19 protein-coding genes are annotated in these 17039 nt (G+C 69.6%); 11 read left to right on the forward strand and 8 right to left on the reverse strand.

The genetic code is table 11. From position 1 onward, the window contains the following. The coding region (locus tag ACFWGZ_RS29200) for a hypothetical protein (RefSeq protein WP_382454788.1) at nucleotides 1-215 on the forward strand (215 nt) is incomplete at its 5' end. Nucleotides 216-324: 109 nt separating this feature from the next. Continuing rightward, on the forward strand, nucleotides 325-1299 hold the full coding sequence (locus tag ACFWGZ_RS29205; protein ID WP_382454789.1) for an endonuclease/exonuclease/phosphatase family protein: 975 nt from the start codon (nucleotides 325-327) through the stop codon (nucleotides 1297-1299). Here the strand turns inward: ACFWGZ_RS29205 and ACFWGZ_RS29210 are convergent. The 3 genes from ACFWGZ_RS29210 to ACFWGZ_RS29220 are packed head-to-tail and all read right to left on the reverse strand — an operon-like array spanning nucleotide 1271 to nucleotide 3841. Then, nucleotides 1271-2065 carry an NAD-dependent deacetylase gene (locus tag ACFWGZ_RS29210; RefSeq protein WP_382454806.1) on the reverse strand — a complete coding sequence of 265 codons (795 nt, stop codon included), beginning with the start codon at nucleotides 2063-2065 and terminating at the stop codon, nucleotides 1271-1273. The genes ACFWGZ_RS29205 and ACFWGZ_RS29210 overlap by 29 nt on opposite strands. Next, entirely contained in the window at nucleotides 2065-2376 is a 312-nt protein-coding gene (locus ACFWGZ_RS29215) for an antibiotic biosynthesis monooxygenase family protein (protein WP_382454790.1), read from the reverse strand. Before ACFWGZ_RS29215 ends, ACFWGZ_RS29210 begins: the two co-directional genes overlap by 1 nt. Nucleotides 2377-2386: 10 nt before the next feature. Continuing rightward, complete coding sequence (locus ACFWGZ_RS29220) at nucleotides 2387-3841, reverse strand: M1 family metallopeptidase (protein WP_382454791.1); 1455 nt, start codon at nucleotides 3839-3841, stop codon at nucleotides 2387-2389. Nucleotides 3842-3856: 15 nt separating this feature from the next. On the opposite strand from ACFWGZ_RS29220, the gene ACFWGZ_RS29225 reads away from it, so the two are divergent. Next, complete coding sequence (locus tag ACFWGZ_RS29225; RefSeq protein ID WP_382454792.1) at nucleotides 3857-4603, forward strand: alpha/beta fold hydrolase; 747 nt, start codon at nucleotides 3857-3859, stop codon at nucleotides 4601-4603. Here the strand turns inward: ACFWGZ_RS29225 and ACFWGZ_RS29230 are convergent. The 3 genes from ACFWGZ_RS29230 to ACFWGZ_RS29240 are packed head-to-tail and all read right to left on the reverse strand — an operon-like array spanning nucleotide 4552 to nucleotide 6501. After that, nucleotides 4552-5061, reverse strand: a complete 510-nt coding sequence (locus ACFWGZ_RS29230; RefSeq protein WP_382454793.1) for a 2'-5' RNA ligase family protein — start codon at nucleotides 5059-5061, stop codon at nucleotides 4552-4554. The genes ACFWGZ_RS29225 and ACFWGZ_RS29230 overlap by 52 nt on opposite strands. Then, the gene (locus ACFWGZ_RS29235; RefSeq protein ID WP_382454794.1) at nucleotides 5061-5930 is read right to left on the reverse strand and encodes an A/G-specific adenine glycosylase; all 870 of its coding nucleotides are present in this window, start codon (nucleotides 5928-5930) and stop codon (nucleotides 5061-5063) included. The genes ACFWGZ_RS29230 and ACFWGZ_RS29235 overlap by 1 nt, the downstream gene beginning before the upstream one ends. A 58-nt stretch (nucleotides 5931-5988) precedes the next feature. Beyond that, nucleotides 5989-6501: a beta-class carbonic anhydrase gene (locus ACFWGZ_RS29240; RefSeq protein ID WP_382454795.1), complete on the reverse strand. Its 513-nt coding sequence runs from the start codon at nucleotides 6499-6501 to the stop codon at nucleotides 5989-5991. Between the two features lie 151 nt (nucleotides 6502-6652). Between ACFWGZ_RS29240 and ACFWGZ_RS29245 the strand changes: the two genes are divergently transcribed. After that, entirely contained in the window at nucleotides 6653-7315 is a 663-nt protein-coding gene (locus ACFWGZ_RS29245) for a hypothetical protein (RefSeq protein ID WP_382454796.1), read from the forward strand. A 4-nt stretch (nucleotides 7316-7319) separates the two neighbouring features. Here ACFWGZ_RS29245 and ACFWGZ_RS29250 read toward each other — a convergent pair whose 3' ends face one another. Together ACFWGZ_RS29250 and ACFWGZ_RS29255 are read right to left on the reverse strand one after the other, a co-directional pair. Continuing rightward, the gene (locus tag ACFWGZ_RS29250) at nucleotides 7320-8423 is read right to left on the reverse strand and encodes a LacI family DNA-binding transcriptional regulator (RefSeq protein ID WP_382454797.1); all 1104 of its coding nucleotides are present in this window, start codon (nucleotides 8421-8423) and stop codon (nucleotides 7320-7322) included. 121 nt (nucleotides 8424-8544) lie between these two features. After that, nucleotides 8545-9585, reverse strand: coding sequence for a LacI family DNA-binding transcriptional regulator (locus tag ACFWGZ_RS29255; RefSeq protein WP_382454798.1), 1041 nt, complete (start codon nucleotides 9583-9585; stop codon nucleotides 8545-8547). A gap of 365 nt (nucleotides 9586-9950) precedes the next feature. Between ACFWGZ_RS29255 and ACFWGZ_RS29260 the strand changes: the two genes are divergently transcribed. The 7 genes from ACFWGZ_RS29260 (at nucleotide 9951) to ACFWGZ_RS29290 (ending at nucleotide 16771) form a co-directional block, all read left to right on the forward strand. Continuing rightward, a complete protein-coding gene (locus tag ACFWGZ_RS29260) occupies nucleotides 9951-11063 on the forward strand; it encodes an extracellular solute-binding protein (RefSeq protein WP_382454799.1) in 1113 nt (370 codons plus the stop codon). Between the two features lie 54 nt (nucleotides 11064-11117). After that, nucleotides 11118-12035: a carbohydrate ABC transporter permease gene (locus ACFWGZ_RS29265; RefSeq protein WP_382454800.1), complete on the forward strand. Its 918-nt coding sequence runs from the start codon at nucleotides 11118-11120 to the stop codon at nucleotides 12033-12035. 1 nt (nucleotide 12036) lies between these two features. Continuing rightward, nucleotides 12037-12933, forward strand: a complete 897-nt coding sequence (locus ACFWGZ_RS29270) for a sugar ABC transporter permease (protein ID WP_382454801.1) — start codon at nucleotides 12037-12039, stop codon at nucleotides 12931-12933. A 125-nt stretch (nucleotides 12934-13058) separates the two neighbouring features. Next, nucleotides 13059-14153, forward strand: coding sequence for an ABC transporter ATP-binding protein (locus ACFWGZ_RS29275; protein WP_382454802.1), 1095 nt, complete (start codon nucleotides 13059-13061; stop codon nucleotides 14151-14153). A gap of 97 nt (nucleotides 14154-14250) precedes the next feature. Continuing rightward, nucleotides 14251-15171 carry a metal ABC transporter solute-binding protein, Zn/Mn family gene (locus ACFWGZ_RS29280; RefSeq protein WP_382454803.1) on the forward strand — a complete coding sequence of 307 codons (921 nt, stop codon included), beginning with the start codon at nucleotides 14251-14253 and terminating at the stop codon, nucleotides 15169-15171. Continuing rightward, on the forward strand, nucleotides 15168-15959 hold the full coding sequence (locus ACFWGZ_RS29285) for a metal ABC transporter ATP-binding protein (protein ID WP_382454804.1): 792 nt from the start codon (nucleotides 15168-15170) through the stop codon (nucleotides 15957-15959). Before ACFWGZ_RS29280 ends, ACFWGZ_RS29285 begins: the two co-directional genes overlap by 4 nt. Further along, on the forward strand, nucleotides 15956-16771 hold the full coding sequence (locus ACFWGZ_RS29290) for a metal ABC transporter permease (RefSeq protein WP_382454805.1): 816 nt from the start codon (nucleotides 15956-15958) through the stop codon (nucleotides 16769-16771). The genes ACFWGZ_RS29285 and ACFWGZ_RS29290 overlap by 4 nt, the downstream gene beginning before the upstream one ends. Nucleotides 16772-17039: the final 268 nt, after the last annotated feature.

The raw sequence follows: 17039 nt of genomic DNA on the forward strand, positions 1-17039 counted from the left end.
GCCGAAGACCGCCCGCGGCACCCCGACCGTCGGGCTCCCAGATCGCGTGGGCGAAGAAGTCGGCGACGCTGTGCACGGCGTGCAGGTGGAGCGCGCGGCCGGCCGCCTCGCGGGTCGGCGAAGTCGAGGCTGCCGTCGGCGATCGGGCGGAGGTCGTGCGCCGGGTACAGGCGTTCGACCAGGGCCCGCCTCTGATCGGCTGGGGGACAGCATGACCGAGGGGTCTGATAACGCCGGCCGGGGCAACGTGCGGGCGGTGCCAACCGTCCCCCGATCGTGGAGACCACACCGGAGACTGACGAGCACTCGGCGAGACTGCACGGCGTGGTCACCACCGAGGTGAAGGCGCGCAAGAGCGGGTTCGTCACGTTCCTGCTGGTCGTGTGCGCGATCCTCTTCGTCGTGGCGGCGATGGTCCGGCTGCTCGGCATCGACGGCAACCGGTACATGATCGCCGCGACGTCGCTGACCCCGTACATCACCGTCGCCGGGCTGCTCGTCGGACTGTTCGCGCTGTTCCGCAAGCGGTGGGTCGTCGGCCTCACGATGACCCTGGTGGGTGTGGTGATGGTCGCGAACGTGGTGCCGCGGGCGTTCCCCGACGCCCGGCCGAACGGCGTCGGGCAACAGGTCAGGCTGATGACGTCGAACCTGCTGACGGGCATCGCGGACGCCGAGGCCGTGATGCGGGAGGTCAAGGCCCGCGGGGTCGACATCCTCGCCATGCAGGAACTGACGCCGGCGATGGTGCGCGACCTCGAACGGGCCGGGCTGGACCAGGTGCTGCCGAACCGCGTCTTCCTCGACGAGCCGGGCGGGTCGGGCAGCGGCATCGCCTCGCGCTACCCGCTCCAGCAGCGCACCCTCACGCCGCCGGGCACGTTGCAGCAGGCCGCGGCCCTGGTCGACCTGCCGGGCAAGGACATCGAGGTCGTCTCGGTGCACCCGTTGCCGCCGGTGGTCAGCGAGGGGCCGGAAGCGTGGCAGCGGGAGCTGGCCGGGCTGCCCTCACCCGACTCGACCGGTGCGATCAGGGTGCTCGCCGGCGACTTCAACGCCACGCTCGACCACGTGGGCCTCACGCGCCTGCTGAACAAGGGCTACGTGGACGCCGCCGACCAGGTCGGCAAGGGGCTGATCCACACCTGGCCGAGCGCGGGCGGGATCTGGCCGCCGCCGGTCACCATCGACCACGTGCTGGTGGACTCGAAGATCCTGGTGGACACGCTCGACGTGTTCAACGTGCCCGGCAGCGACCACCGGGCGATCGTCACGCAGTTCGTCGTGCCAAGGTTCTGAGGGCCTCGAGCGCACCGACCGGCAGCGACACGCCCCGGCCGTGGCGGACGTCGGGCTCGCGCACGTTGATCCGGACCAGCGCCCCGGACGCCGCGCTGGCCAGCTCCGCCTGACGCCGCACGGTCGGCACCGCGGTGCCCGCGCCGATCTCGACGACGACCAGGTTCCGCTGCGCCCGCCGCCACTCGTTCAGCGCGTCGAGCTGCGCCTGGCTGCGGTGCGGCACCCAGCCCCAGTCGCCGAACATGAGGATGTTGGGCCGGGCCAGTCCGCCGCACCGCGGGCACGACGGCAGCGCGCCGACCGCCCGCATCGACCCGGGGTCGACCTCGACGTCGAAGTCGCACTCCCAGATCTCGTCGGTGCACGGTTCCACGCACTGGGCGTGGTGGATCGACCCGTGGACCTCGGCCACGTCGGTGAAGCCGGCCTTCTGGAACTGGCCGTCCACGTTGGACGTGAAGACGCGCGCGCCCCACGACCGCAGGACCTCGAAACCCTCGTGCGGCGTGGTGTCGCGGTACAGGTGCAGCCGGTGGCCGTAGAAACCCCAGGCCAGCTCGGGGTCGTCGGCGAAGTGCACGGGATCGGCGATCTCCTCGAACCGCAGCCCGAGCCGTTCGTAGGGCGGGTAAGCCCGCCAGAAGCCCTCGGTGCCGCGGAAGTCGGGGAGACCGGAGTCGACCCCGATGCCGGCACCGGCGCAGACGAGCACGGCGTCCGCGCCGGCGATGAGCTCGGCGGCTCTGTCGTAGGACTCCTCGATCACTGCTTGGGCTTGCTCCCCAGCACGACCTCGAACTCCAGCAGGTCCGCACCGGAGGACACGGGCCGCGCGCGCTCACCGGAGTGCGCCGCCGCACCGGCCTGGCCGTCGCGCCACGCCACGAAGTCCTCGTGCGTCTCCCAGTGCGTGACGACGAAGTAGCGGTCCTCGCCCGCGACCGGCCGCAGGAGCTCGAAGCCGAGGAAGCCCGGCTCGCCGTCGACCGCGCCGAGGCGGGCGGCGAACCGCTTCTCGAGCTCGGGGCCGTTGCCCTCGGGGACCTTGATCGCGTTGATCTTCACGACTGCCATGACGTCGACTCTAGCGGCGGACACCGACAGGTAGCAGGAACTGCTCGCCGGGGATGCCCGACTCGTGGAACCACGCCTTGAAGAACGCCGTGAGGTCCTGCCCGGACGCCTCGTTCAGGTGTTTCTCGAACTCGGGCCACGAGGCGTTGGAGTCGCGGTGCTTCGCGACCCACGACTGCAGGGCCTTGAAGAACACGTCGTCGCCGACCTGCTTGCGCAGCGCGTGCATCGCGAGGATGCCCTTGTCGTAGACGCCCCGGAACTCGTTGCCCTTGCCCATGTCGTAGAGCTTCGGCGCCCAGAACGACGACCGCTCGCGCCGCTGCTCGACCTGGTCGCGGTAGCGCTGGTCGAGGTCGGTGCCGTCCTTCTCCAGCCACAGCCACTGCGAGTAGGAGGCGAGGCACTCGTTGAGGCAGATGTCCGCCCAGTTCTCGATGGACACCGAGTCGCCGAACCACTGGTGGGCGTTCTCGTGCACGACCGTCTCCAGGTCCGCCCACGACGCGTAGATCGGCCTGGTCTGCGTCTCCAGCGAGAACCCGATCTGGTCCGCCACCCAGATGCCGCCGGCTGCGCGCTGCGGGTACGGCCCGAACTTCGTCTCCAGGTACGCGAGGACCTCCGGCAGCTGCGACTGGATCGGCTTCTTCGAAGCGGACGTGCCGGGCGCGTACGCGTCGACCACCGGCGTGCCGCTGGGCAGCTTCGAGCGCACGACCTCGAACTTGTCGATCGCGACGGTCGCCAGGTACGTCGCGAGCGGTGTCTCCTCGGTCCAGGTGAACGTCGTCCAGCCGCCGTCGCGCTTGGGTGGGCTCTCCAGGCCGTTGGAGATCGCCGTCCAGCCGTCGGGCACCCGTGCGGAGACCTTCAGCGCCGCCTTGTCGCGCGGGGTGTCGTTGGCGGGGAACCACGTCGTCGCGGAGTGCGGCTGCCCCGCCGCGAACGCGCCACCGGTCGACGAGATCTGCCAGCCGCTGCGGCCGAGCGACGCGTCGTTGATCGTCGTCGGCTCGCCGCCGTAGGTGACGACGGTGGTGAAGGGCTTGCCCTTGGCGAGCGGCGCGGCGGGCGTGATCACCAGCTCGTGGTCGCCCTCGGTGGCGAACTTCGCCGGCTGGTCGCCGACCTTCACCTCGCTGACCTCCAGCCCCTCCAGGTCGAGGTTGAAGCGCGACAGGTCGTCCGACGCGGTCGCGGTGATCGTCGCGACGCCGTCGAGCCGCTTCGACTCCGGGTCGTAGGTGATCGCGAGGTCGTAGAGCGTGACGTCGTAGCCGCTGTTGCCGTCCGTCGGGTAGTAGGCGTCGCCCGCGCCCGCGCCGGCCTCCACCGCCGCCTGCGGCGACGTCTCCCGGCGCTGCTGGTTCGCGGGGTCGCCGCCGGGCGTTCTGAACACGACGAGCAGACCTGCGACGAGCACGATCAACACCAGGGCGATCAGGTACGGGCGGGCCTTCATGCGTTAATCATCCCTGTGTCGGTGGTGGAGTTCGGCGGAACGGGTCAGGGCGTGCTGCTCCTGCACGGCCTGATGAGCAGGGCCACCGCCTGGTGGCCGGTCGCGCAGTGGCTGAGGCCGTTCGGCCGGGTGGTCGCGATCGACCAGCGCGGGCACGGCCGCAACCCGCGGCGGGGACCGTTCCGCACCGAGGACTTCGTCGCCGACGCCGCTGCCGCCGTCGAGGAGCTCGGCCTCGGCCCCGCCGTGGTGATCGGGCACTCCATGGGCGGGCTGCACGCGTGGTGTCTCGCGGCGACCCGTCCGGACCTGGTGCGCGCGATTGTGGTCGAGGACTTCGCGCCGGACAACTCCGGCCGCACGGTCGACGAGTGGAGGTGGCTCTTCGACGCCTGGCCGGTGCCGTTCCGATCGCTGTCGCACGTGACGTCGTACTTCGGCTCGCCGCTGTTCGCCGAGTACTTCGAGGAGCGCGAGGACGGCTGGCACCTGATCGCCTCGCTCGACGACCTGTACGAGATCGCCGGCCACTGGGGCACGCGGACGTACTGGGAGTTCGTCGACGCCGTGCGGTGCCCGTCCCTGGTGGTCGAGGCGGGCAGGGGCGGCCAGCTACCGGGGCAGATGGCCGAGGCGGCCCGGCGGTCGCGCGGCCAGTACCTCTACGTCGAGGAAGCCGGTCACGTCGTGCACGACAGTGCGCCGTGGGTCTACCGCGGGGCCGTGGAGGCCTTCTTGAGCACGTCGATCTCGCCGGTCTGAGTGTCGACGATCGAGACCTCGCGGACCTTCGCGCGGATCGGCTCGACCGGGAAGACCTTCGCGAACGCCGCCTTCATCGCCTCGTCGTCGACGTCGTGGACGAGCGTGCAGTGCGGGACCCAGTTGCCCGGCAGGTAGTAGGCGCTCGGGTTCTTGACCTTGCTCGCCAGGACGTCGTGGATGGCGGAGTGGACCGCCAGCAGTTCGGTGTCCACCACCGCCGCCAGCATCAGGACGTTCTCCGACGTGGAGAAGGTGCTCAGGGTGTGCAGGTACAGGTCCGGCAGCCACAGCCGGTCCAGGTCTTCGCGCAGCTCCTTGCGGACCTTGGGGCCGATGGTGCTCGCCACGGCGTAGGTGAGGTGCGGTGGGTAGCGGAACTCGCCCCCGACTCGGGTTTGCAGCTCGCGGACCTTCCTGTCCGCCTCGTCGTCGAAGAACGCCACCAGCGCGTGCATCAGTGCTCCCCGGGCAGTGCGAACAGGCCGTCCCGCGTCTGCTCGACCAGGCCGTCGTCCAGCAGCGAGGCCAGGCACTTCTCGCGCTGCGTCACGTCGTTCCAGACGACGTCCAGCTGCAGCTTGGGCACCGGCCCCGGCGCGCCTCGCAGCACGTCCAGCAGCCTGCCGCGCACCTGGCGGTCGGTGCCGGCGAACTTCTGCACCTTCTTCTCCGGCCCGGCGTAGGCAGGCCGTCCGGCCAGCTGCCAGGCACACTCCGCGTACAGCGGGCAGTCGGCGCACTTCTGGTTCTTCGCCGTGCAGATCAACGCCCCGAGCTCCATCAGCGCGGCCGAGAACACGGCGGCGTCCTCCTGGTCCTCGGGCAGGATCGCCTCGACGTCGCGCAGGTCGCGCTTGGTGGACGGCGGACCGGCGTCACCGGCACCGTGCACAGCGCGCGCGACGACGCGGCGGACGTTCGTGTCGACGACGGCGCACTTCTGCCCGTACGCGAACGTGGCCACCGCACGGGCCGTGTAGCTGCCGATGCCGGGCAGCGACTCCAGGACCGAGATGTCCGACGGCACCACGTCGTCGTGGTCGCGGGCGATGGCGGTGGCGGCCTCGTGCAGCCTCAGCGCGCGGCGGGGGTAGCCGAGCTTGCCCCACATGCGCAGCACCTCGCCCTGGGATGACGCGGCCATCGCGGACGGCACCGGCCACTTCGCCAGCCACTCGTGCCAGATCGGCTCCACTCGGGAGACCGGCGTCTGCTGCAGCATGATCTCGCTGACCAGCACGCCCCAGGCCGTGCACTCCGGACGGCGCCACGGAAGGTCGCGGGCTGCGGTGTCCCACCAGCCCAACAGCAACTCGTGATTCATCGCCGCCCATTGTCGCGCAACGGAAAGGGCCCCCGGAGGGGCCCCTTCGCAAAGCGGATCAGGCGGCGGCGGTCTCGGCCGCGTCGACCTCGCGCAGCTCGCCGGTGTGCACGTCGTAGACGAAGCCGCGGATCTTGTCGGTGTGGGGGATGAACGGGCTGCGGCGCAGCCGCGCCATCGAGCCGCGCACGCTCTGCTCGACCACCTTGAACGCCTCGACGGCCCAGGTGGGGCGCAGGCCCGTGTCGGCCTCCAGCTCGTCCTTGAACTCGTCCTCGGTGACCATCTCGAGGCCGCAGTTCGTGTGGTGCACCAGCAGCACCTCGCGGGTGCCCAGCTTGCGCTGGCTCAGCGCCAGCGACCGGATGGCGTCGTCGGTGACGACCCCGCCCGCGTTGCGCAGCACGTGCGCCTCGCCCTGCTGCAAGCCGAAGATCTCGAACACCCGGATGCGCGAGTCCATGCAGGTCAGAATCGCCACCTGCAGGGAAGGCCGCGCGGACGAACGGTCTCCGGGAACCACGTTCCCGAGTTCGTAGTTCCGCTTGAGCAGCTCGTCGATCGCGGTCATGACACACCTCCATGGCCTACCGGCGGACCCCCAGGCGATGGAACTGGAGTTGGTGCTCGTTCACAAGGGGTTCCGGTCCATATCACGTTCACCGGATCGAGCTAGGCTCGCCTGCGCCTGGAATCCATCGGCTGCCGTTACGTTCGGGGCCGTGATCGAGCCCACAGGACCGCTGCCGTCCACGGTGTACTGGCGCCGCCGCATCGCCGCGATCGGGGCCGCGCTGGCCACTCTGGTGCTCTTGATCTGGATCGTCGGGATGTTCTCCTCGGACGAGCAGTCCGCGCAGCCGACGAACGCGGCCGCCACGTCGGCCTCCAACCCGCCGCCGAGCCTGTCCGAGTCCGCTGCCGCCTCGTCCTCGACCACGCCGCCCGCGCCGGTCGAGACGACGCCCCCGGCCCCGCCTCCCGGACCGCCGCAGCCCTGCCCGGACGACGTGATCGGGGTCGTCGCGAAGGCCAACAAGCCCTTCTACACCCTCGGTGACCAGCCGGAACTGTCGATGGACATCGTCAACAACGGGCCAGCGCCGTGCATCAGGGACATCGGCCGCGCGCACCGCGAGCTGACGGTGCTGACCGCGGACGGCGCGACCGTCCTGTGGTCCAGCAACCACTGCCTGTCGGCGGAGGGCAACGAGGTGCGGGTGATGCAGCCCAAGGAGGCCTTCAACTACGGCACGACGTGGGCCGGGTCCACCTCGCAGCCCGGCTGCGGGGCGCACACCAGGGTCGGGCCCGGCGACTACCTGCTGGTGGCGAAGCTGGCCGGGAGGACCAGCTCACCCGTAGTCTTCCGGCTCGAGCGCTGACGGCTCACGGGCCGAACCAGCGCTCCTCGGCACCTCCGCGCGGACCCGCCGACGTCTTGCCGATGATCAGCTCGGTCGCCAGGTTCACCGACCGCGGGCGCGACCGCTCGTTGGCGTCGAGCAGCAGCTTGCCGGCGGCGCGGCCCTTCTCGAGCACCGGCTGGCGGACCGTCGTGAGCCCGGCCTCCTCGCCGGCGCGGATGCCGTCGAAGCCGGTCACGGTGATGTCGTGCGGCACGCGCAGGCCGCGGCGGGCGGCCTCGGTCAGCGCACCCAGCGCCAGCACGTCCGAGGTGCAGATCAACGCGGTGACCTGCGGGTCGCGGTCGAGGACCTGGGCGGCGCCGGACGCGCCGGAGGCCATGTTGTGGTCGAAGCGCTCGACGACGGGCACCTGCGACCAGTCGACGCCCGCCTCGCTGAACGCCTCGGCGAGGCCGGACAGGCGGTTGCGCTGCACGTGGAAGTGCGCGGCGTGCTGGCGGTCGGGGGTCACGAAGCCGTCGTTGCGGTCGCGCGCCAGGCGCATGCACACGACGCCGATGCGGCGGTGGCCCAGGCCGATGAGGTGCTTCGCGAGCTCGTACATCGCGCCGCGGTCGTCGATGCCGACGCGGTCGACCGTGCCGAGGTCCGGCTGGTCGCAGACCACGGTCGGGACGGGGCGCTCCAGCACGGCGGCGAGGTGCGGGTCGTCGTCCGGCACGGAGTAGACGACGAAGCCGTCGACGCCCGCGCGGTGGACGGACGCGACGTCCTCGCGTTCCGGGTTGGCGGGGACCAGCAGCAGACCGGTGCCGGCGTCCTCGCACGCCAGCGCGAGGCCCTCCAGGAAGCCGATCGCGGCCGGGTCGCGGAACGCGTAGGAGAGGTTCTCGGTGAGCAGCAGCCCCACCGCCCCGGCCTTGCGCGTGCGCAACGAGCGCGCCACAGGATCCGGGCCGGGATAACCCAGCCTTCGGGCCGTGTCCAACACCCGCCGACGCAGCTCGGGCGAGAGCTGGTCGGGCCGGTTGTACGCGTTGGACACCGTTGTCCGGGAAACGCCCAGCTCAGCGGCCAGAGAGGCCAACGTTGCCGGACGTCGCACATGCATCGACCGCGCCATGAAAGGACCGTAACGGTTCAGAACCAATTCGTGAAGTCAGGGTGACCTGCGTCCCTCGGATGACGCATCCGCGCAGGTTGGCCCATCTGCCTTGTTCAGAATTTGGTCCAGACCAATGGGGTCAACGCCGCGGTGGTGCGCTGGACTCCCTCGCGACGAGCCGCGGGCGGAACACGCGGGTGTAGTTGTCGGTGCCCTGCCTGCGGCGATCCGGGTCGAGGCGCAGCACGAGCTCGTCGATCGCGGCCGCCGCCATCTCCTCGATCGGCTGCGCGAGGGTCGTCAAAGCGGGCGAGGAGTAGGCGGCCAGCGGGATGTCGTCGAACCCGACGACGGACAGGTCGTCCGGTACGGAGATCCCTCGTTGGTGTGCTTCGCGCATCACCCCGAGCGCCATGTGGTCCGACGAGCAGATCACCGCGGTCGGCGACACCGTGTCCAGCAGCTTCGCCACGGCCACGCCTCCGCCCTCCGCGCTGAACGACCCGTGCGAGACGTACTCCGACCCCGCCGGCAGGTGGTTCTCCTCCAGCGCGGCCGCCCAGCCGGCGCGCTTCAGGCGCGAGGGCAGGGACCGCGCCGGGCCCGACACGAACCCGATCCGCTCGTGGCCCAGGTCGATCAGGTGCTTGGTGGCCGTGTAGCCCGCGAGCTGTTCGTCCACGGTCACGTCCGGCACGTCCAGCGCGGGCGTGGCGCCGTTGAGGAACACCATGTGCACGCCGTCGGCGAGGAGCTTCGCGTAGTAGCTCGGGCGCGGCGCCTGGCCGAGCGGCACCTCGACGTTGGTGATCTCCGGCGACACGAACACCATGCCCTCGACGCCGCGGGCCAGCAGCATCCGCACGTACTCCTCCTCGCCCATCGGCGCGCCGCTGCGGGTGTTGCACAGCAGCGAGGAGTAGCCCAGGCGGGCGGCCCGCGTCTCGAGCGCCTCGGCGAACGCGGGGAAGACCGGGTTCGAGAGCTCCGGCACGAGCAGGCCGATCACGCCGGTGCGTTGCAGCGCACCGAGTCCGCGCGGGGTGTACGGCATCTCCGCGAGCACCGACAGCACCCGCTGCCTGGTCTCCTCGTTCACACCCGCGCGCCTGTTGAGAACTCGGCTGACGGTGGAGATGGACACCCCGGCTGCCCTGGCGATCTCGGACAGTCCGGACACGTTGCCTCCCTGCTCACGCTTGGTTCGGCGCAAGCCTGCCGTGTTCAGAAAATTTTTGCAATGAGCGTGTGCAAGACCGGGCCGTTACGGCTTGGTTACGGTCGACGTCTTGACCTGACCATGCTTCGGGTAGTGAAATCGCCCGCAACATTCTCGCAAAAACTTGCAAGGCCCTCATCTCAACCGGGAGATGAGGTCAGCTGGAGGGAACGGCAGCAACGATGCGACGGACAACCCTCGTGACCGCCATGGCGACGGGTGTCGCCCTCGTTCTCACCGCCTGCGGGGGCGGTGGGTCGAGCAACAGCGGATCCGACTCGGGCGAAGTGACGTTCTGGGACACCAGTGGCCCCAACGAGAGCCCCGTGTTCAAGAAGATCGCGGAAGGCTGCGCCACCAAGGACGGCTACAAGGTCAAGGTCGAGACGCAGGCGTTCGACGGCGCGCTCAACAACTACAAGACCGCCGCCCAGGGTGGTCAGGGCCCCGACGTCTTCCGCTCCGAGGTCGCGTGGGTGCCGCAGCTCGCGAAGCTCAGCCTGGTCGAGGACCTGTCCGACACCGACCTCGCGAAGGACACCTCCGACTTCCTGGACGCCCCGCTGGGCTCCACGAAGTACGAGGGCAAGACCTACGCCGTGCCGCAGGTCACCGACTCGCTCGCGCTGCTGTACAACAAGAAGAAGCTCGCCGACGCCGGTGTCGAGCCGCCGAAGACGTGGGACGAGCTCAAGACCGCGGCCGCCAAGCTGGGCGGCGAGAAGGCGTTCTTCCTCAACAACGACGCGTACTACGCGCTGCCGTTCATCTACGGCGGGGGCGGCGACCTGGTCGACGCGTCCGCCAAGAAGATCGTCGTGAACTCCGCGCAGAACGTGAAGGCGCTGGAGACCGCGAAGGGCCTGCTCGACGGCAAGGCCGCGACCACGGCGCTCGACGCGACGAACTCGTACTCGAACATGCAGGCCGCGTTCTCCTCCGGCGAGGCCGCCATGGTCGTCAACGGTCCGTGGGCCGTCGCCGACTACCTCAAGGGCGCCGCGTTCAGCGACCCGGCGAACCTCGGCATCGCCCCGGTCCCCGGCCCGTCCGCGGGCAAGGGCAGCGCGCCGGTCGGCGGTCACGACTACGTGATCCGCAAGGCCACCAAGGCGAAGCAGTCGTCGATCAAGTTCATCCAGTGCATGGCGTCGGTCGAGTCGCAGGCCACCATCGCCAAGGAGCTCGGCCTGCTGCCGACCCGCAAGTCGGCCTACCAGAACGCCGACGTCAAGTCGAACGCCGTCGTGACCGCGTTCGAGCCGGTCACCAAGACCGCGCACGAGCGTCCGTGGATCCCCGAGGGCGGCGAGCTCTTCGACCCGCTGAAGATCGGCTACGCCGACTTCCTGGCCGGCAAGAAGGACGCCAAGACCGCCCTTGACGACGTCGCCAAGTCGTACAAGGACAAGGTCCTCCCCGAGTACTCCATCGGCTGATCGTGCTGAACGGCCGGGGTTCGCGCCCCGGCCGTTCGCCTGAGGGGAGTCTCGGTGCGTCGGTTCCTGGACAGGTACTGGTACGCGTATGCGATGGTGCTGCCGGTCGTGGTGGTCATCGCGGTGTTGGTGCTCTACCCGCTCGCGCAGGGCGTGTTCTTCACCTTCACGAACATCAACGAGGGCAACATCGCCAACCCGATCCTCGACCGGCCGTCGACCTACGACGTGGTGGGGTTCAAGAACTACCTCAACGTCCTGTCGGGCGGCGAGTCGTTCGGGTCGTTCTGGGGCACGCTGGTCCGCACGCTGATCTGGACGTTCTCCTGCGTGGTCCTGCACTACACGATCGGCCTGGGCCTCGCGATGCTGCTCAACCGCCAGGTGCGCGGCCGGGCGCTCTACCGCGTGCTGCTGATCCTGCCGTGGGCCGTGCCCGCGTTCATCAGCGCGTTCGCGTGGAAGTACATGTTCAACGCGCAGTACGGCATCATCAACCAGCTCCTGCGCTCCGTGGGGCTGCCGGACCCGGTGTGGCTCGGCCAGTCGAACTGGGCGCTGGTGTCGGTGATCATCGTGAACACGTGGCTCGGCGTGCCGTTCATGATGGTCGCGCTCCTGGGCGGCCTGCAGTCGATCCCCAGCGACCTCTACGAGGCGGCCGAGGTGGACGGCGCGACGCCGTGGCAGCGGTTCCGGCACGTGACGCTGCCGGGCCTGCGCTCGGTGTCGTCGACGGTGGTGCTGCTGGGCATCATCTGGACGTTCAACATGTTCCCGGTGATCTACCTGATCGCGGGTCCGAACCCGAACGCCCGGATCCTGGTCACCTACGCGTTCGAGCGCTTCTTCTCCGGCGCGTCCCGCGACTACGCGATCGCGTCGACCTACGGCGTGCTGATCCTTTCGGTGTTGTTGGTGTTCGCCACGGTCTACCGGCGGGCGCTGCGCAAGCAGGGCGAGGTGTGGTGACGTGACGCTCGATGCTTCGTCTCTCCAGGTCGTCCAGGCCCCCGAACGGCGGCTGCGCCGCACGGACAGGTCCAAGGGCGCGTCCATCGCCCTGCACGCGGCGCTGGTCGTCGCCTCGGTCATCGCCGTGTTCCCGGTCTTCTGGGTGTTCGTCACGTCCCTGAAGCCGGACGCGCGGGCGGTCGAGCCGACGCCCAAGCTGTTCAACGAGTCCTCTTTGGACAACTACACCCGCGTGCTGTCCGGCGAGAAGGGCGACTTCCTCGCCTGGTTCGGCAACTCCGTGCTGATCGCGCTGATGACGACCGTCCTCGGCGTGTTCATCTCGGCGACGGCGGGCTACGCGGCGTCGCGGTTCCGGTTCCCCGGCAAGCGCGGCCTGATGATGTCGTTCCTGCTGGTGCAGATGTTCCCGTTCGCGGTGCTCATCGTGCCGCTCTACAACATCCTGATCGCGTTGGGGCTCAACGGGACCTCGATCGGCCTCGTGCTGGTCTACTGCACGACCGCGGTGCCGTTCTGCACCTACATGCTGAAGGGCTACTTCGACACGGTGCCGGCCGACATCGACGAGGCCGGCCGCGTGGACGGCCTGTCGCCGTTCGGCGTGTTCTGGCGGCTGATCCTGCCGCTCGCGAAGCCCGGTCTCGCCGTGACGTCGTTCTACGCGTTCCTGACGGCCTGGGGCGAGGTGGCGTTCGCGTCGGCGTTCCTGTCCGCCGCGGACGAGTCGAAGACGCTGGCCGTCGGGCTGCAGGTGTTCGTGCAGCAGAACAGGACGGAGTGGGGGCACCTCGCCGCCGCGTCCATCCTGGTGGCGATCCCGGCGATCGTCGTGTTCTACCTGGTGCAGCGGTTCCTGGTGCAGGGCCTCGCGTCCGGCGCCGTGAAGGGCTGACCAGAGCACGCGTTCCGGCGTAAGCGCTTACGTTGTCTCGACTGGGAACGTAAGCGCTTACGGCTGTTCCCGTAAGCGCTTGCAATCCCTAACGTCGCGCCCAGACAAGGTGAAAGGTGCGTCACATGGCTGAGGTGTCCTACGTCAAGGCTTCGCGGGTCTTCTCCGGCAACCCGCCGGTCCGCGCGGTCGACGAGCTGTCGCTCGAAGTCGCCGACGGCGAGTTCCTGGTGCTGGTCGGGCCGTCCGGTTCCGGCAAGTCGACGGCGCTGCGCATGCTCGCGGGTCTCGAGGACGTCGACGAGGGCGCCATCCACATCGGCGGCAAGGACGTCACCAACGTGCCGCCGAAGGGCCGGGACATCGCCATGGTGTTCCAGTCCTACGCGCTCTACCCGCACATGACCGTCGCCGAGAACATGGGCTTCGCGCTCAAGCTGCGCGGTGTGTCGAAGACCGAGATCAAGGCGAAGGTCGAAGAGGCCGCCAAGATGCTCGACCTCACCAAGTACCTGGAGCGCAAGCCGAAGGCCCTGTCCGGTGGTCAGCGCCAGCGCGTCGCCATGGGCCGCGCCATCGTCCGCGAGCCCTCCGTGTTCCTCATGGACGAGCCGCTGTCCAACCTGGACGCCAAGCTCCGCGTCGAGACGCGCGCGAACATCGCCGCCCTCCAGCAGCGCCTCGGCACCACCACGATCTACGTCACGCACGACCAGGTCGAGGCCATGACGATGGGCCACCGCGTCGCGGTGCTCAAGGACGGCCTGCTGCAGCAGTGCGACACGCCCCGCGCGCTGTACGACCGACCGGCCAACGCGTTCGTCGCGGGCTTCATCGGCTCGCCGGCCATGAACCTCAAGACCGTGCCGATCACGTCGGAGGGCGCGAAGCTCGACGGCGTCATCGTGCCGCTCTCGCGCGACGCGATCGCCGCCGCCGGTGGTCTGGACGAGGTCACCTTCGGCATCCGCCCCGAGGCGCTCGGCATCGTGCCGTCGAGCGAGGAGGGCATGGAGATGGTCGTCGAGCTGGTCGAGGAGCTCGGCGCCGACGCGCTCGTGCACGGCGCCGTGAAGATCGGCGACGCGTCGCAGCGCTTCGTCGTCCGCGTCGACGGCCGCACGCCGCCGACCCTGGGCCAGCACGTCAAGGTCGCCGTCCGCGACCACAGCGAGATCCACCTGTTCCACCCCGAATCGGGCGAGCGCCTGGAGGCGTGAGTCACACCCGAAAGCCCCCGGCGTGACCGTCGGGGGCTTTTTCGTGTCGTAAGATGAACTCGACAACGGTTTCCATTACCTGATCGAGGGACGCGTGATGACTCTCCGCAACGTTCTGGTCGGCGCTCTCGCCGTCGCCAGCCTGACCGCCTGCGGCACGAGCACGCCGGCCGCCGACAACGGGAAGATCCAGGTCGTGGCCTCCACCAACGTGTGGGGCAGCGTCGTGAAGGCCGTCGGCGGCGACGACGTCGAGGTCAAGGCGCTGCTCGACGACCCGAGCGCCGACCCGCACTCCTACGAGAGCAAGCCCGCGGACGCGGCCCTGGTCAAGGACGCGAAGCTCGTCGTCTTCAACGGCGGCGGCTACGACGACTTCTTCGCGAAGCTCATCACCAACGACGCGACCAAGAAGGTCGAGGCGTTCCCGCTGCGCGAGCACGACCACGCCGGCGAGCCGTCCACCAGCGCGGCGCCCGACGCCGACGGCCACGACCACAGCGTGAACGAGCACGTCTGGTACGACCTGCACACCGTCCAGGCGGTGGCCCAGGCGGCGGCGACCGAGCTCGCCGCCATCGCGCCGGACAAGAAGGCCGCGTTCGAGAAGAACTCGGCCGACTTCGCCGCCAAGCTCGAGGAGCTCGAGAAGAAGGTCGACGGCATCGGCGCCGGCAAGAAGGTCGCCTCGACCGAGCCGATCGCGCACTACCTGCTCGACGAGACCGGCGCCGAGGACGTCACGCCGGAGGAGTTCAGCAAGGCGATCGAGGAGGAGTCGGACGTGCCGGCCGCCGCGCTCGCGTCGATGAACCAGCTGGTCGAGGGCAAGCAGGTGAACGTGCTGGTCAACAACACCCAGACCGAGAACCAGGTCACGAAGGGCCTCGTCGACAAGGCCAAGTCCGCCGGCGTGCCGGTCGTCGCGGTCACCGAGACGCTGCCCGAGGGCGTGACCGGCTACCTTGACTGGATGAGCAAGCAGGTGGATGCGCTCTCGCAGGCGCTCAAGGCATGAGCGCGATCTCGCTGCGCGGGGCCCGGCTGTCCTACGGCGACCGGGTCCTGTGGGACGGCCTCGACCTCGACGTGTCGCCGGGTGAGTTCCTCGCGGTCCTCGGGCCCAACGGGTCCGGCAAGACCAGCCTGATGCGCGTGCTGCTCGGACTGCAGCCGCTCTCGGCCGGGTCCGTGGCCGTGTCCGGCGGGAACCGGTCGATCGGGTACGTCCCGCAGCAGCGAGCGCTGGACCAGTCGATGACGTTGCGCGGCCGCGACCTCGTCGGGCTCGGGTTGGACGGGCACCGGTGGGGGCTCGGCCTGCGGGCCCGGCGCGAGCGGCGGATCCGCGTCGACGCGGCCATCGAGTCCGTCGGCGGCACGCGGTACGCGGACTCGCCCATCGGGGTGCTGTCCGGCGGCGAGCAGCAGCGGTTGCGGGTCGCCCAGGCGCTGGTCGGCGACCCGTCGGTGTTGCTGTGCGACGAGCCCCTGCTGTCCCTGGACCTCGCGAACCAGCGGGTGGTGTCCGAGCTGATCGACAAGCGGCGGCGGGAGGCCGACACCGCGGTTCTCTTCGTCACGCACGAACTGAACCCCGTGCTGCCGCTGGTGGACCGGGTGCTGTACCTCGTGGGCGGGCGGTTCCGGATCGGGACGCCGGAAGAGGTCATGAACTCCCGGACGTTGTCCGAGCTCTACCGGACGCCCGTCGAGGTCGTCCGGGTGCGGGACCAGATCCTCGTGGTGGGTGCCGGTGCCTGCGAGGAGCAGACGCACCACCTGACCGCCGAGGCGGCGTCGTGACCTTCTTCGACCTGCTCGAGCTCGACTTCGTGCAGACCGCCCTGCTCGCCGCCGCGGTGCTGGGCCTGGTCGCCGGCGTGCTCGGGCCGCTGGTCGTCACGCGCAAGATGGCGTTCGCGGTGCACGGGACCAGCGAACTGGCCTTCACCGGTGGCGCCGCCGCCCTGCTGCTCGGGGTCGGGGTCGGCTACGGGGCGCTGGCCGGGTCGATTCTCGCCGCCGTTCTGCTCGGCGTCCTGTCCCGGCGGGAGAGCGACCGGGACTCGGTCATCGGCGCCATCCTGGCTTTCGGACTCGGGATGGGAATCCTGATGCTCGCCCTCTACAAGGGACGGGCCGCCAACAAGTTCGGGTTGCTCACCGGGCAGATCGTCGGGGTGGACTCCACCGACCTGACGTTGCTCGTCGTGTCCTCCGTGGCCGTTCTCGGCGTGCTGGCCGTCATCTACCGGCCGTTGTTCTTCGCGTCCGTGGATCCCGACGTGGCTGTTTCCCGCGGGGTTCCGGTTCGGGCTCTGTCGATCGTCTTCGCCGTGCTGGTCGGGGTGGCCACCGCGCTGTCCGTGCAGGTCGTGGGGGCCCTGCTCGTGCTGGCGTTGATGATCACTCCTGCTGCTGCCGCCATGCGGATCACCGCTTCTCCCTGGCGGGCCACTGTGTTGTCCGTTGTTTTTGCCGAGCTTGCTGCTGTGGGTGGGATTTTGTTGTCCTTGCAGCCTGGGTTGCCGGTTTCTGCTTTGGTCACTGCGGTTAGTTTTGTCATTTATCTTGTTTGTCGGGGGGTTGGGGCTTTTCAGCGGCGGGCTGTTTAGGGGGTTTGCCGTGCGGGGGGTTGCCGTGCGGGGTGCGGCTGGGCGGGTGGTTGCCGTGCGGGGTGCGGCCGGGCGGGTGGTCACCATGCGGGCGGCCGGCTTGCGTTGCGTGCTTCCCCTCAGGGGCTCTGCCCCCGAACCCCCGGCAATCTGATCGGGGGCACCGCGCCGCTGGCGGGTTGATGGCACGCCTGGTGCGTTGGGCGGCTGCCGGTTGCGTTGGTGGTTGCGTTGCGGTGGGTGCCCCGTCCCAAGTCGCACCAGGAGC

The sequence above is a fragment of the Lentzea sp. NPDC060358 genome, assembly GCF_042725365.1.
Lineage (GTDB): Bacteria > Actinomycetota > Actinomycetes > Mycobacteriales > Pseudonocardiaceae > Lentzea.

Coding starts and splice junctions, on each gene's coding strand:
- ACFWGZ_RS29215 (WP_382454790.1), bottom strand. CDS start 2,376: ATGGCAGTCGTGAAGATCAACGCGATCAAGGTCCCCGAGGGCAACGGC.
- ACFWGZ_RS29220 (WP_382454791.1), bottom strand. CDS start 3,841: ATGAAGGCCCGCCCGTACCTGATCGCCCTGGTGTTGATCGTGCTCGTC.
- ACFWGZ_RS29230 (WP_382454793.1), bottom strand. CDS start 5,061: ATGCACGCGCTGGTGGCGTTCTTCGACGACGAGGCGGACAGGAAGGTC.
- ACFWGZ_RS29235 (WP_382454794.1), bottom strand. CDS start 5,930: ATGAATCACGAGTTGCTGTTGGGCTGGTGGGACACCGCAGCCCGCGAC.
- ACFWGZ_RS29240 (WP_382454795.1), bottom strand. CDS start 6,501: ATGACCGCGATCGACGAGCTGCTCAAGCGGAACTACGAACTCGGGAAC.
- ACFWGZ_RS29250 (WP_382454797.1), bottom strand. CDS start 8,423: ATGGCGCGGTCGATGCATGTGCGACGTCCGGCAACGTTGGCCTCTCTG.
- ACFWGZ_RS29275 (WP_382454802.1), top strand. CDS start 13,059: ATGGCTGAGGTGTCCTACGTCAAGGCTTCGCGGGTCTTCTCCGGCAAC.
- ACFWGZ_RS29280 (WP_382454803.1), top strand. CDS start 14,251: ATGACTCTCCGCAACGTTCTGGTCGGCGCTCTCGCCGTCGCCAGCCTG.
- ACFWGZ_RS29285 (WP_382454804.1), top strand. CDS start 15,168: ATGAGCGCGATCTCGCTGCGCGGGGCCCGGCTGTCCTACGGCGACCGG.